Below are 14,038 nucleotides of genomic sequence, written 5' to 3' on the forward strand. Positions count from 1 at the left end.
TCTCGCGACACACTCGCTACGAGGCGGCTGCGAGTCCTCGGGCCAGTGCCGCAGCAAGCTCAGTCGAACGCCCACCGCCCATCACCAAGACCACTGTCTCGGATGTAATGCTGGGGAGTAGGGCTGCGGCAGCTTCCACTACGGTCCCGGGTGCTGTTGCTGGCGTGCCCATGGCCGCGATCCGTTCGGCAAGATCGGAGGCCGAAACGCTGGTCGTATCAAGGTCACGCACGGCGAAGATCTCTGCGACAACAACTCGGTCTGCAGCACTGCACGACTTCGCGAGGCTCTCAAGGAGTGCGGCGGTGCGGTGGTAGGTGAGCGGCTCAATGGCGAGTACGAGCGTGCGACCCGGATATCGCTGACGAACCGTTTCCAGCGTGGCGTCAATTGCGGTTGGATGATGGCCGTAGTCGTCGAGGACGATAATCGAACCGTGGTCATAGCGCACCTCCATGCGGCGACCTACACCGCCAAAGGTGGCGAGTGAGCGCGCAATCCCATCGGCGCTGCCACCCGCACTGGCTACAAGCGCGGCAACGCCAAGGCCATTTGACGCGTTGTGTGCGCCAAGGAGCCCGATCGGCAACTCACGATTGAGAAGATCGCGAAGTGCTGGAGCTGCGAGGGCGGCGCGGTCCGAGAGGTGTCTTATAGTGATTGAGAAGGCCGCCTCCCCGCGTGACGTTACCGTCGCGATCACGTCTGCCTGCGGTGCGCCAGGCGTCGCTGAGGCTGCGAAGGTGTAGATGTTGCGGTGCTCTCCGGCAGCGAGTAGTGCTACGAGTTCAGCGCCACCCTGATCCCCACTGTTGATGAACACGGCGCCGCTCTCGGCTGGATAGGCCGCCCAGCGTGCAAAGGTCTCTACAGCGGCGCGACGGTCGGCAAAGATGTCGGGATGATCCCAATCCACATTGAGAACCAGTGCGCGATCAGCGTTGTAGGTGTCGAAGTTGCCGCCGTACTCGTCAGCCTCAACGACGAAGCCAGGGTCGGCACCGATATGTACGGGCGAACCGGCAGGTGTGCCCAGCTCTATGCCGAGTGGGCCGCCGACAAAGGCCGATGGGTCAATGCCAGAGCGGACGAGCGCATCGAGAACCCATCCAGTAGAGGTCGTCTTGCCGTGCGTTCCGGCAACGCCGATCATTAGCCCGCCGCGTGTCGCAGCAGCGTCAGCGATTACCTGCTGCACGGAGACCGCATGCGCCCCAGCGGCTCGTGCGAGCAGCACCTCAGGATGATTCGGCTGGGTGCTCGTAATCGCCTTGGAGATGGCGACCACGCTCCCAGCGTTCAGTGCTGCGCAGGCCTGCAGGACTTCGGGACTGGCCGAAGAGCCAACCGGAATCCTGGCGTGCGAGAGGATCGTCGCCGACTCCCCTGCCAGGGCCTGGTCGTACCCTGAAACACTCAGCCCGAGCGCCTTAGCGTGCAGCGCCGCCGCAAGTGCGGCGGTACCGCCAACCCCAATGATATGGAGGCGCGATCCAGACTGGAGTGGCGCCCCTCCACGTGAGGGCTCTAACCCAGCAGCGATATCGCTAATCGAGCGCGTCACAGGCTACCGATAGTTCTCAAACTGCAGCGGCCGCTCAACATCGAGGTCCTTGAGGCTCGTCATCACCTCTTGTAGTTCGTCGCGTGACTTTCCGGTGACGCGCACCGCCTCGCCCTGGATCTGGGTCTTTACCTTTGGGAACGTTTCGCGAATGAACTTGGCGATCTTCTTCGCAGCGACATCGTCAAGGCCCTTGCGCAGCTTGACGTGCACGCGAAGCGTATCCCCGCCTGCCGCCTCAGCCTTCCCCCAGTCGTAGGTTCGAAGGTCAATGCCGCGCTTCACCGACTTTGATTCGAGGATGTCACGCAGCGCCTTCAGGCGTAGGTCGCCGTCGACGCGGATGATCAGCTCCCCCTTCTCCTCCTTGATTTCGGCGGTGGCATCGCGAAAATCGTATCGCGTGGCGACCTCACGCCTGGTCTGGTCGAGGGCGTTCTTGAGTTCTTGCTCGTCATACTCCGAGACGACGTCAAACGAATTGTCGGCTGGCATGCACTACCTCCTTGATGATTTCTGCACCTGCCCCGTACTGAGGAAGTCATAGGTTTCGGCTCCAGTGCCGCTCCCAATTCCTCTTATGGTACGCCCGTTGAGGGCGATAAGTAGAACAGAGGGATCGCCGCTTCGGATCTCGATGCGCTTCTCCCCCGTAAAGATTAACCGCGTACCAGGGGCGATCGTCTTCCCCGAAACGCCAATCGTCGGGTCGAGTTGGCCATCAGTCCATACGCGGATCCAGGTTGAGGAGGCGCCGCCAGTGACGCTCACCATGACGCCACGGAAGGAGACGTCCACAGTGCGGGTAGCCTGGCCGAGCGCACCGTCGGCGGCGGTGACGCTGAAGCTCAAGGTCCAGCGCCCCGCTGGGAGGGAGATGCCGCCAGTGGCCGTCCCACTCGCGTCACTCGTAATCGTTGCGGCGATAAGCCCCCCTGGGGTATCTGTTGCCGTGATTGCAACCTCAGAGTTCGGGGCCGTGAGGAGCGAGATCGGCACGTCACCGTTCTCAACAGCGAGATTGGTCGAGGGCTGCGTCACGGTGACTTCAGGGGCGACCTTATCGGGAAGGGCGACCACGAACACTCGCTCCGCTGTGGTGCTGGACTCACCGCCCGTGCCCGGCTTAACCGCGTGCGCCACGACCTCTGTGCGGCCGGTGCCGAGTGGAACAAGAAGGCTCCAGAGGCCACTCTCGTCAGCCTCAGTTGTCAGCTGCGCCCCAGCGCTCGTGTCAATCACGATACTGGCGCTTGCATCGGCAGTCCCCCTGATTTCGTACGAGAGCGTCCCTGCTTCAAGGTTGCTGAGCGCTTCGATCGGATAGGTAATGGCGATGGAGGGCGGCAAGATAAATCGCAGGAGCTGGAGCACCATGAAGCCGCTGATCACCAGCACCGCGAGCCCTAGCCCGCCCATCGCCAGCACCCCTCGCGTCGAGCGGATGACGCCTGGGCGCAGCGCGACGAGGCGACCCATTGCCGATGTTGTTCCTTGCGATGGTGTCGGGGCGGGTGCTCCTTCAGGGGTTGGGGCTCCCTGCCACCCCGCTGCGACCGTGGCCGGGTCAAGCCCGAGGTAGGCGGCGTAGGTACGAAGTTGCCCGAGTGCGTAGACGCGTGGCGGAAGCTGACTGTGGTCCTCACGTTCAAATGCATCTAGAATTGGGGCGCGAATCTTTAGCGTGGCAGACGCCTCAGCGATGCTCACGCCACGCCGTTCGCGAGCCTGGCGCAGCCGATCACCAATCTTTGGGGCTTGTGGTGCTCCCTCTTCGTTCAGGCCTGGTGCTTGGGGGCTGAGGTGGATCGGATCGCTCATCGCTTAAGACTCCTCCCCTAGCTCCCCCGCTGCGTTCACCCCACCCTCACCGCGACCGGTGGCATTGTTTGCGTCCGCGGCGATCTTATCGCGGTTCACCACCCGGGCGGTTGAGCCATCGAACGATCCGATATAGCCCTTCTCCTCAAGCTGGTCGATGATTCGAGCGGCTCGCGCGTAGCCAATACGTAGACGGCGCTGCAGCAGTGAAGCAGAGGCACGATCGTGTTCGGCAACAACCTGCACCGCCTCATCGAAGAGTCTGTCTGCCGGCTCGTCGTCGCGTCCACGATCCGTCCCTCCGCCGCCACTTCGCTCGGCTGAAGCGACGATACCCAGTTGGTAATCTGGCAGCCCTTGATCGCGCCAATGGGTAACCACGGCGTTGATCTCGCGATCTGAGACGAAGACTCCCTGCATACGCGTGGGCTTTGGGGCATCGAATGGCTGGAAGAGCATGTCGCCGCGGCCGATCAGATCTTCAGCGCCCGGAGCATCAAGCACCGTTCGCGAATCAATCTGGCTCGCCATGGAGAAGGCGACTCGGCTCGGAATGTTAGCCTTGATCAGCCCTGTGACCACGTTGACCGACGGGCGTTGCGTGGCGAGGATTAGATGGATGCCAGTGGCACGGGCTTTCTGCGCGATCCGCACGATTGCCTCTTCCGTCTCTCGACCATCTTGCATCATCAGGTCGGCCAGCTCGTCAATGATGATCACGATGGAGAACATACGATCGTTGACATCCTCGCGGCTGGCGTTATAACCCTCAAGGTTCCGTGCGGCGGCGCTCGCAAACATGCGGTAGCGATTCTCCATTTCGAGAACCGCCCACTTCAGGGCAGAGGCAGCCTTATCCGATTCGGTGATCACCGGAACAAGTAGATGCGGTAGGCCGTTATATCCAGATAGTTCAACGCGCTTCGGGTCGACCAAGATCATGCGTAGCTCCTGCGGAGTACGGGCAAAGAGGAACGAGGCGATGATGGCGTTGACCATGACGCTCTTCCCTGAGCCCGTCGCGCCTGCAATCAAGAGGTGCGGCATGCTGGCGAGGTCCCGGATCTGTGGTGCTCCACCAACGTTCTTACCGAGCGCAAACGGGATTGCCTGGCTCGGTGTCCATGCGCCCGCCTTATCGATCGGCGTGAGTAGTGGTTTAAAACGAATCGCCTCAGCTTCGTGATTCGGGATCTCAATACCAACCACGGCCTTGCCAGGGATCGGTGCTTCGATGCGGATTGAGTGAGCGCTCAACGCCATTGCCAGGTCATCGCCAAGGCCTTCGATGCGGCTAATCCGCACATTCGGCGCAGGTGTCAGCTCGTACTGCGTAACGACCGGTCCTGGATTGGCCGTGACGGAGGTGATCTCAATGCCAAGATCGCGCAGCTTCTGCACGATGATCGCGGCGTTCGTCTGATGGATGCTTGCGTTTGGGCTGACAGACTTTCCGGGAGCATCCAAAAGGCTCGTGGAGGGTAGTTCCCACGAGACTGCCCCATCCGCTCTAGTCCTGGCAGCATCCGCTGCACTTCCGCTTGTAGAGCCGCCCCGTGGTCCTCGTACGGGGGCACCGGCCCGTACGTTTACGTCGTCTGCTTCGGCAGTGGTTTCTGTGGTCAAGACGGGTGCAGCAGTGTCCGTTGCGGCCGCAACGTCGATCACCGGTTGACTCGCCACTTCAGCATGAACTCGAGCAGCTTCGGCGGCACGTGCAGCCTCACGCTCCTGCATGATGCGCTCGCGTTCCGCGGCAAGCTTTTCGACCCCTTCGCCGAGCGCCTCCGCCCCCACCTTCGCCCCCGCAAAGAGGGTGGCGAAGAGCTTCCGCACCGTAGATTCAGCGAGGACCAGCCCAACGCCGATCAGGATCCCGGTCCATGCTGCAAAGGCGCCGATGCCGGTGAGTAGGCTCGCAGCGCCGCCGCCAGCGATGCTCCCGATGCGGCCGCCATGGGTCGGGAAGACGATCTCAACGAGGGCAAGAAGGCCGACAAGCGCAAGCAGCGACAAGGCGATGCGCAGAGGGACTCGTGAGGCGGTAGCGGCACGGCGTTCGATCCAGACGGCGAAGCCGATGAGGAGTACTGGGACCAGCCAGCGCCCGGCGCCAAACCATGGCGCGAGCACGTCGCGCAACACGTCGGCGAGGGCCCCGCGTCCGGGGAGTATCAGGCCGACAGCAAAGATGACGCCAGTGACCGCAAAGGCGAGCGAGAGCAGCGTGCGGAGGGCTGAGCGTGATGCCAGCGGGCCGCGGCGTGCCTCGCGCCCCGTGCTCTCCCCTCCCCGTTTTGCCATCGCTTAAACCTCAACCACCACAGGGACCACGAGTGGGCGACGTCGAGTCTCCTTGCCGAGGAATCGCGATACCGATTCACTCAGCTGCGCCTTGATCAGTCCCACCTCTGCCCCACGGTCGCCCTTGTGCTGGATTGCCTTCAAGGCGATCGTGATCGTCTCTTCAACGAGCTTGTTGTCTTCATCACCGTTGAGGAATCCGCGGGTGACGAGTGCCGGGCGACCGACAGGCTTGCCGGTACGCGCATCAATCGTTGCGATCACGACAACGATGCCATCGTCAGCAAGGGTGCGTCGATCGCGGAGGACGATTTCGCTGATCTCGCCCACCGAAGAACCATCAACAAAGACAGAGCCATGTTCAACCGGTTTGCCACGACGCGCGCTGCCGTCTGCAGAGAACTCGACCGGCGTGCCGTTATCGATGATGAATACCGCGGAGGGTGGTACCCCCATTTGTGTTGCAAGTCGCCCGTGGGCCACCTGCATGCGCATATCACCGTGCATCGGCACGAAGTATTTCGGTTTGGTGAGTGCGAGCATCATCTTCAGCTCCTCTTGCGAGGCGTGACCTGAGACGTGCACCTGTGCGATGGAGTGATAGATGACGTTGGCGCCGGACCTGAAGAGGTTGTCAATCGTTCGACCGACCGCCTCTTCGTTGCCTGGAATCGGTGATGCGGAGACAATGACGGTATCGCCGTTCTGAATCTCCACGTTGCGATGCTCCCCGTTCGCCATCTTCGCGAGTCCGGCCATCGGCTCGCCCTGCGCGCCGGTGGTGGCGATCACGAGCGGCTCCTTCGTGCGGCGCGCAATCTCCTCTTTGGCAAGGAGTGGGGTCGGGAATTTCAGATAGCCAAGGTCGCGTGCGATCTTGACGTTCTGCTCCATTGAGCGACCGACGACGGCAACCTTGCGATGGAACTCGGCCGCTGCGTCAAGCACCTGCTGGATACGTGCAATGTTCGAGGCGAAGGTCGCAATGATCACTCGGCCAGGTGCGCTGCTAATGATCCCCTTGAACGCCTGGCCAACGACCTGCTCACTTGGCGTGTACCCGGGAGCCTCAGCACGTGTGCTATCTGAGACCAGCGCAAGCACGCCCTGTGCGCCGAACTTTGCCAGCATCGCAAAGTCTGCCGTCTTTCCATCGGCTGGAGTCTGGTCAAATTTGAAGTCGCCGGTGTGGATCACCGTTCCAACAGGTGAATGGATTGCGTAGCCCATCGCATCTGGGATGGAGTGACCGACGCGGAAGGGTTCGATCGTGAACGGTCCAACCTCAAGCCGGCCGCCTGGATCGAGCGGGCGCAACGGGTTTGTGGTGACCTTGAACTCCTTCAGCTTGTTGGCGAGGAGTCCGCGTGCAAGGGTGCTGGCGTAGACCGGCACGCCAGGGAGTTCAGGGAGGATGTGCGGGAGCGCGCCGACGTGATCCTCGTGTCCGTGGGTGATGAGGACCGCCTTCACGGCACTGCGGCGTGCACGCAGGTAGCTGATGTCAGGAATGATGATGTCGACGCCGAGGGTGGTCTCGTCGGGGAAGGCGAGGCCGCAATCGACGAGGATGATGGTGTCCTCGTACTCGTAGAGGTAGAGGTTCTTCCCAATCTCCCCCATGCCGCCGAGCGGGATCAGGCGAAGTGCTGGTCCGCTCGCAGCCGCCTTATGGGGGCGGCGGGTCTCCTGGGGACGCCTCGCCTCAGCTGGTCGGCGTGCCGGTTGCGGGCGTTGGGTCATTCAGCCTCCCCTTGCGTCCTGGGACGGGGCCGAGTCGGCACCGAATCCACCTCGCGTAGGGTAGCCTCCCCCGCCCCTTCGCGAGCATCCGCGTTGAGGTGCTCCCGCAAGGCCGCCATATCGCGCTCCAGTGTCGGTCGCAAACTCCCGTTGTGCAGCGCAGCTGCAGGGTGGTACAGGGGGAAGAGCACGGCACCTCCCTGCTGGCCACCCTCTGTCTGTGTGTACGGACGTCCATGCACCTCTGCAATCTTCGCGCTGGGCGCAAAGACAGCAAGAGCGTGCCTCCCAAGGGTGGCGATGACCCGCGGCTGCAGCGCTTGCAGCTGCCGCGAGAGGAGTGGCGCGCATGCGTTGATCTCAGATCGTTGTGGGTTGCGGTTCTCTGGTGGTCGACACTTCACCGTATTCAGGATGAACACCTCCTCGCGCCGGAGGCCGATGGAGGCCAGCAGGTCATCCAGGAGGCGGCCAGCGGCACCCACAAATGGGCGACCAGCTACGTCCTCTCGTGCCCCAGGAGCCTCCCCAACAAAGACCAGCGCTGCCGTGGGGCTCCCCTCACCAGGAACCGCCTGTGTTCTCGTCGCCGAGAGCCCGCACGCCGTGCAGGTGGAGGCGTCGCGGGCTACCGAGGCGAGCTCGAGGGCGACCCTGTCAGGCGTCGTGGTTCGCTCCATGGACCAGGTTCATGCTGACCAAGAGCTCAGCAATCTGCACGGCGTTCGTTGCGGCGCCCTTGCGCACGTTGTCGCTCACCACCCAGAAGGCGATCCCATGCTCAACGCTGGCGTCGGTGCGAACACGCCCAACATAGATCTCGTCGCTGCCGGCCGCATCTGCCGCCAGTGGGTAGGAGTTGCTCGCAGGGTCATCAACGACCGTCACCCCCTGCATCGCAGCAAATGCGGCGCGAGCCTGGTCGGGGCTGAGCGCCCGTGCTAGCTCAACATGCACCGCCTCGGAGTGACTCCGCTCGACCGGCACACGAACAGCGGTTGCAGAGATACGTAGGTTCGGCAGGTCGAGAATCTTTCTACTCTCGTTCACGACCTTCGTCTCCTCTTTGGTTGAGCCATCCGGGAGGAATAGATCAATGGCTGGGATGGGGCTCGCCACTACGGCGTGGGGGTAGATCGTTGAGGCGGGTACGCCGCCGCTCACCACGGTGGCGCGTTGCTGGACAAGATCCGCTACGGCCTTTGCGCCCGCTCCTGAGACCGCCTGGTAGGTGGCAACAACGACCCGCTGCAGTCCGGCCGCATCAGAGAGCGCCTTGAGTAGCGGTGCAAGTTGCATCGTCGAACAGTTTGGATTGGCAATGATGCCGTTGTGTGTGCTGAGTGCCGCAGGGTTCACCTGGGAGACAACCAGCGGAACACTCGGATCCATCCGCCAGGCGCTGGAATTGTCGACAACGACGCAGCCTCGCGCCGCCGCCTCTGGCGCGTAGGTCAAGCTTGCGGCGCCACCGGCGCTAAAGATGGCGATATCTACGCCGCTGAACGAATCGGGGTGAACCTGCTGCACTGGAATATCTGCGCCACGAAAGCGCACGGTTCGGCCACCGCTCGTCGCGGCAAGTGGAATGAACGTGCGCACGGGGAAGTTGCGCTCTTCAAGTACGGCGATCATGGTCTGCCCAACGAGACCTGTGGCGCCGAGCACGGCGACCACGTAGCCCTCTGGGTTCGATGCGTTGCTCATGCTGCCCAGTATACGACTGAGGACCTGCGGGTTGACCGCAAGTCCTCAGTTGTTTTTCTAGAGCCTAGGAGCACGGTTACTCCTGAGGTGTGGCCTTGTGACGCTGCATGGCGGCGCGGCGTGACAGGTTAACGCGACCCTGGCGGTCAACTTCCGTGACCACAACCATGATCTCGTCGCCAACGGCAACCTCGTCCTCGACGGTGTTCACACGATAGTCGGCGAGCTCGCCGATGCGTACGAGACCCTCCTTGCCTGGCAGGATCTCCACAAAGCAGCCGAAGCCCATGATGCGAGTGACCTTACCCATGTAGAGCGCGCCGAGCTCAACCTCTTTGGTGATCCCATTGATCGCATCAAGGACGCCCTTGGTGCGCTCTGGGTCAGCCGAAGCGATCTGCACGGTGCCGTCGTCCTGCACGTTGATATTGACCTGGAAGTCATCCTGCAACTTGCGGATGACTGCACCACCCTTACCAATGATGTCGCGGATCTTCTCCGGATTGATCTTGATCGTGGTGATGCGTGGAGCGAAATCAGAGAGCTCTGGTCGAGCTGTGCTGATGATCGCGTCCATCTTGTCGAGGATCTCAAGTCGCGCCGTGAGCGCATCCTTGAGGCCGGTGCGAATTATCGCCCCGTTAATCCCCTGCACCTTGATGTCCATCTGCAGGGCGGTGATCCCTGTGCGGGTTCCCGTCACCTTGAAGTCCATGTCGCCGAAGGCATCCTCTTTGCCGAGGATGTCCGTAAGGACGACGAACTCGCCGTCTGGCTCCGACATCAGGCCCATTGCGGCACCGGCCACCGACGCCTTGAGCGGCACGCCGGCATCAAGGAGTGAGAGGCTCGAGCCACAGGTCGAGGCCATTGAGGTCGATCCGTTGGAGGTCACGCACTCCGAAACAACTCGGATTGCGTATGGGAACTCCTCGATCGATGGGAGCACTGGGATCAGTGCGCGCTCGGCAAGGGCTCCGTGCCCAATCTCGCGTCGCCCTGGGCCACGCATCGGCTTGTTCTCGCCGGTGCTGTACGGCGGCATGTTGTAGTGATGGATGTAGCGCTTCTCGGTGATCGGCGATATCGTGTCGAGACGCTGCCCCTGTGCCACTGGGCCGAGGGTTGCCACGCTCAGGGCCTGTGTCTCGCCGCGGGTGAAGAGGCCCGAGCCGTGTGCGCGAGGAAGGAGACCAACCTCTACCGAGATCTTGCGGATCTCATCGACCTTACGGCCGTCGAGGCGAATCCCCTCCTTCATCGTGAGGTTACGCGCGGTCTTCTTGTGCATCCAACCGAAGAGGTTCTTGCCGACGCGCGCCTTACGACGTGCTGCCTCGAAGAGCGCCTTTGGCTCGCCCTTGCCGCTGCGTGCAGCTCGGATCGAATCTGCAATCCCCTCCTTGAGCGCCGCGAGGCGACCTGGGAGATCGTTTGCGAGGATCAGCAAGAGCTCAGCTGTCGCCTCAGCGTCTGCTGCGGCTCGATGGTTCGGGGTTGTCGCTGCGCCATAGACGCGTGCGAGATCTCCGAGCTTGAACGATTCGCTCTCTGGGTACGCCTCCTTGAAGAGGACGTAGGTGTCGAGGTAGCTCCCCTGCTCGGTCGCGAAGGTGCGACCCTTGCCGAGCGCCTCGTCGAGGAAGGCGACGTCAAAGCCAAGGTTGTGTCCGACAAGCATTGCACCCTTGGCGAACTCAGCAATCTTCTCGGCTGCCGCCTTCGGCGTCAGGCCACCCTTAATGTCCTTGTTCGTGATGCCGTGCATCTGGGCGCCAACGATGCCGTTACCGGCGTCAACGAAGCTGCTCCAGCGGTCGGTGATCTTGCCACCCTTGACCTTCACTGCGGCAACTTCGACGAGATCCGAAATCTTTGAATCGAGACCGGTCGTCTCAGTGTCAACGATCACGAAGGTGCCGCCGTTCGCAGCTGCCTCAGCAAACGCGAGCACGCTGTCGGTGCTTGGCTCGATATACGGAACGCGCTTCTCCTTGCCGACATTGGCGCGCAGCTCCTCTTGCAGGGCAACGAGCGCCTTGATCGCGCCGTGTCCGAACTCGATGGCCTCAGCCATCTTGTCTTCGGTGATCAGGTTTGCGCCGGCCTCGACCATCATGATCGCGCTGACTGTTCCTGAGACCACCAAATCGAGGTCGCTCTCCTTGAGCTGCTCGAAGGTTGGGTTGATCACAAAGGCACCGTTCACGATGCCGACGCGCACTGCGCCGATTGGCCCAAGGAATGGGATCTCGGAGATCGTCAGCGCCGCAGAGGCGGCGAGCGTTCCAAGAATGTCTGGGTCGTTCTCCTGGTCCGCGCTCAGCACGGTGATCACAACCTGAACGTCGTCCTTGTACCCCTCTGGGAAGAGTGGTCGGATCGGTCGGTCGGTGAGACGAGCGGAGAGCGTTGCGTTCTCAGAGGCTCGCCCTTCGCGCTTGATGTATCCGCCTGGAATCTTCCCTGCGGCATACATGCGCTCTTCGAATTCAATCGTGAGGGGGAAGAAGTCGAGGCCTGGTCGTGGCTCGCTGCGGTTTGCAGTGCCAAGGACCACGGTGTCGCCGTAGCGAACGGTGACTGCGCCACCGGCGAGGCGGGCCATTCGGCCGGTCTCAATCGTGAGGGTCTGACCGCCGAACTCGGCGGATACGCTGGTAATGTTGCTCATTCTGTTCTCCTGTCAGGCCGCTGGCGGTTCTTCCGTCAGCGTGCCATGTAGTCCCAGCCAGTGGCCGGGGGGTGGTTAGCGACGAAGTCCGAGCTTCTCGGAGAGCGCGGCGTAGCGCGCTGCATCTTCACGCTTAAGGAATGTCAGCAGTCGACGTCGCTGACCGACGAGCTTCAAGAGCCCGCGGCGCGAGTGGTTGTCCTGCTTAAAGGTTTGCAGGTGCGCCGTCAGTCCCTGAATTCGCTCCGTGAGGAGTGCGATTTGAACGTCTGCGGACCCGGTGTCAGTACCGTGGCGCCCGTTGTCTGCAACGATGCGTGCGGTTGTTGCTTGGTCTAGTGGCAAGTGGTAGTTCTCCTTACATCGGAGGTGCTCCAAGGGCACCCCTCATCTCTTCATCACATCTTGGATGTGCATAGGGTAGCAAATCTACGCTTAGAGGCTCCCGCCGAGCAGGGCGACCCGTATTGGACCCCCGTCAAAGCGTTGATCTGCGGCTTCTGGCCGCAGGAGGGTGATGGTCAGCCTGTCTGCATCGACGCGCACGGTGGTGAGCCGGCCAACGAGGGGGAGCCGCCCCTCTGGGCGTCCAGCCACCCCTACGCGAGCCCGATACTCACCTGGAGGTGGTGCGGCCGCCACGTTGGGCTGCAGGCGCACCTGGTCGCCCTGAAGGGTGCCGACCAGGGCATAGGGTCGACCGAGCAGGCGAGCTGCCCCTGCGAGGTCCCCGCCCGCGATGGCATCCCTGATGCGGGTGCTCCGGATGGGGGCTCCGCCAGCGGTCGCCTCGGCCACCGGATGGACTTGCAGGCCGTGGGCGGCACCCCAGGCGCGAACGTTTGGCAGCGTCCCCTGACGGCTCTGCCCGAAGGCAGATTCTGGGGAGAGGACGATGCTCTTCGCCGCCGTCACCGCTACGAGACGTTCGATGAAGCGCTTCCAGGGGGTGTCGCGCGTCTCCGGGGTAAATGGCAGGTCACACCAGAGGTCGACCCCCGCCCCCGCCATACGGAGCTCGAGCTCCCCTGCATCTAGCAATTGGAGGGGGGTTACACCCCGAATCAGCTGATCGGGGTGTGGGGTGAAGCCGATATGCACGCGCTGGAGCCCCGCCGCCCGGGCAAGTCGCTCAGCGGCGGCGAGGAGGCGCACATGCCCTCGATGCAGCCCATCAAACACCCCAAGAGTCAAGACTGACCCAGGGGCACCTTCCACTGACGCGACTTCCGACACTAGATCCTCCCATCCAATCACCCGCTTCACAGGCGCGGCCCTACCAGCGCGTTTGATTCGATGAAGACACGCTCAGGCTGAGCGCCGAATGCCGTACGCCGCCCGAATGCGGCGATCGCACCGTGGACGTGGAGTCGCAGAGGGCTCCCCTCTGCCGTCTGCTGGCCGGCACTGTCCAGCATGCCAAGCGGGAGTGCAATGCCGTCGCGCAGCAGTGCCGCACCCTTCTCGCCAACCTCCGTTGATGCAATGTGGTCGAGTCCAGCGTCGAGCGGCAAGAGCAGGTCGCGAAGCTCGCCCGCCAGCGCCGCGGCGGCGATCTGCTGCATGGTGTGCGCCTCCCCTACTGCAAAGACACCAGAGCCCACACGCCGCAGTGCAACAAGGTGTGCCCCACTCCCCACATCGCGACCCAGGTCACGGGCAATGGCGCGGATGTAGGTGCCAGAGCTCACGTCGAGCCTCGCATGCATAAGCGGCTCTTCAGCGTGAGAGTCGTCCCAGCCAAGCATGTCAAATCGCCTGATCTCGATCGGGCGCGGCGCCAGTTCCACCACCTCCCCTGCACGCGCGCGCTCGTAGGCGCGTACACCATCTGTGCGCTTGGCAGAGTGCGATGGCGGCACCTGCTCTAAGGCGCCCCGATAGCGCGGCAGCAGTGCGCTGATCGCCGCCTGCGAAGGGGGTGCTCCAGCAAGGTCCAGGCGTTCGCCATCGAGATCATCGGTTGTGGTCCCTCCGCCAAACGAGAAGGTGGCCTCGTAGCGCTTCTCGCCGCCCAGATGCAGGCTCGCTAGGCGCGTTGCGCGGCCAAGGACGAGCACCAAGAGGCCTGTGGCGAACGGATCGAGTGTGCCGCCATGGCCGATGCGGGGTTGGCCCGCCATTCTGCGGATTTTAGCCACGATGTCGTGGCTGGTCGGACCATTCGGCTTGTCGACGAGAAGGATCCCGTCAATGCCGGGAGTGCTCGGCCGTCGCCGCGCCAT

The 14,038-nt window shown here is 62.7% G+C and carries 11 protein-coding genes; all 11 read right to left on the minus strand.

Annotation, left to right across the window (positions count from 1 at the left end):
• Nucleotides 1-16: 16 nt before the first annotated feature.
• Complete coding sequence (locus AC3LB0_RS00885) at nt 17-1,564, minus strand: glutamate ligase domain-containing protein (RefSeq protein WP_488649290.1); 1,548 nt, start codon at nt 1,562-1,564, stop codon at nt 17-19.
• A gap of 3 nt (nt 1,565-1,567) precedes the next feature.
• A complete protein-coding gene (locus AC3LB0_RS00890) occupies nt 1,568-2,059 on the minus strand; it encodes a YajQ family cyclic di-GMP-binding protein (protein WP_488649291.1) in 492 nt (163 codons plus the stop codon).
• A 3-nt stretch (nt 2,060-2,062) separates the two neighbouring features.
• The gene (locus AC3LB0_RS00895; RefSeq protein WP_488649292.1) at nt 2,063-3,385 is read right to left on the minus strand and encodes a helix-turn-helix domain-containing protein; all 1,323 of its coding nucleotides are present in this window, start codon (nt 3,383-3,385) and stop codon (nt 2,063-2,065) included.
• Nucleotides 3,386-3,388: 3 nt separating this feature from the next.
• Nucleotides 3,389-5,689 (minus strand): DNA translocase FtsK, encoded by a 2,301-nt coding sequence (locus AC3LB0_RS00900; RefSeq protein ID WP_488649293.1) that lies wholly within the window; start codon nt 5,687-5,689, stop codon nt 3,389-3,391.
• A gap of 3 nt (nt 5,690-5,692) precedes the next feature.
• On the minus strand, nt 5,693-7,432 hold the full coding sequence (locus AC3LB0_RS00905; RefSeq protein ID WP_488649294.1) for a ribonuclease J: 1,740 nt from the start codon (nt 7,430-7,432) through the stop codon (nt 5,693-5,695).
• The gene (locus AC3LB0_RS00910) at nt 7,429-8,112 is read right to left on the minus strand and encodes a uracil-DNA glycosylase (protein WP_488649295.1); all 684 of its coding nucleotides are present in this window, start codon (nt 8,110-8,112) and stop codon (nt 7,429-7,431) included. Before AC3LB0_RS00910 ends, AC3LB0_RS00905 begins: the two co-directional genes overlap by 4 nt.
• The gene (locus AC3LB0_RS00915; RefSeq protein ID WP_488649296.1) at nt 8,090-9,139 is read right to left on the minus strand and encodes an aspartate-semialdehyde dehydrogenase; all 1,050 of its coding nucleotides are present in this window, start codon (nt 9,137-9,139) and stop codon (nt 8,090-8,092) included. The genes AC3LB0_RS00910 and AC3LB0_RS00915 overlap by 23 nt, the downstream gene beginning before the upstream one ends.
• A gap of 76 nt (nt 9,140-9,215) precedes the next feature.
• Entirely contained in the window at nt 9,216-11,813 is a 2,598-nt protein-coding gene (gene pnp, locus AC3LB0_RS00920; RefSeq protein WP_488649297.1) for a polyribonucleotide nucleotidyltransferase, read from the minus strand.
• A gap of 75 nt (nt 11,814-11,888) precedes the next feature.
• Entirely contained in the window at nt 11,889-12,158 is a 270-nt protein-coding gene (gene rpsO, locus AC3LB0_RS00925; protein ID WP_488648738.1) for a 30S ribosomal protein S15, read from the minus strand.
• 90 nt (nt 12,159-12,248) lie between these two features.
• Complete coding sequence (locus AC3LB0_RS00930; RefSeq protein WP_488649298.1) at nt 12,249-13,079, minus strand: hypothetical protein; 831 nt, start codon at nt 13,077-13,079, stop codon at nt 12,249-12,251.
• Nucleotides 13,076-14,038: a tRNA pseudouridine(55) synthase TruB gene (gene truB / locus AC3LB0_RS00935; RefSeq protein WP_488649299.1), complete on the minus strand. Its 963-nt coding sequence runs from the start codon at nt 14,036-14,038 to the stop codon at nt 13,076-13,078. The genes AC3LB0_RS00930 and truB overlap by 4 nt, the downstream gene beginning before the upstream one ends.

The sequence above is a fragment of the Candidatus Limnocylindrus sp. genome (assembly GCF_040397235.1).
Taxonomy (GTDB): domain Bacteria; phylum Chloroflexota; class Limnocylindria; order Limnocylindrales; family Limnocylindraceae; genus Limnocylindrus.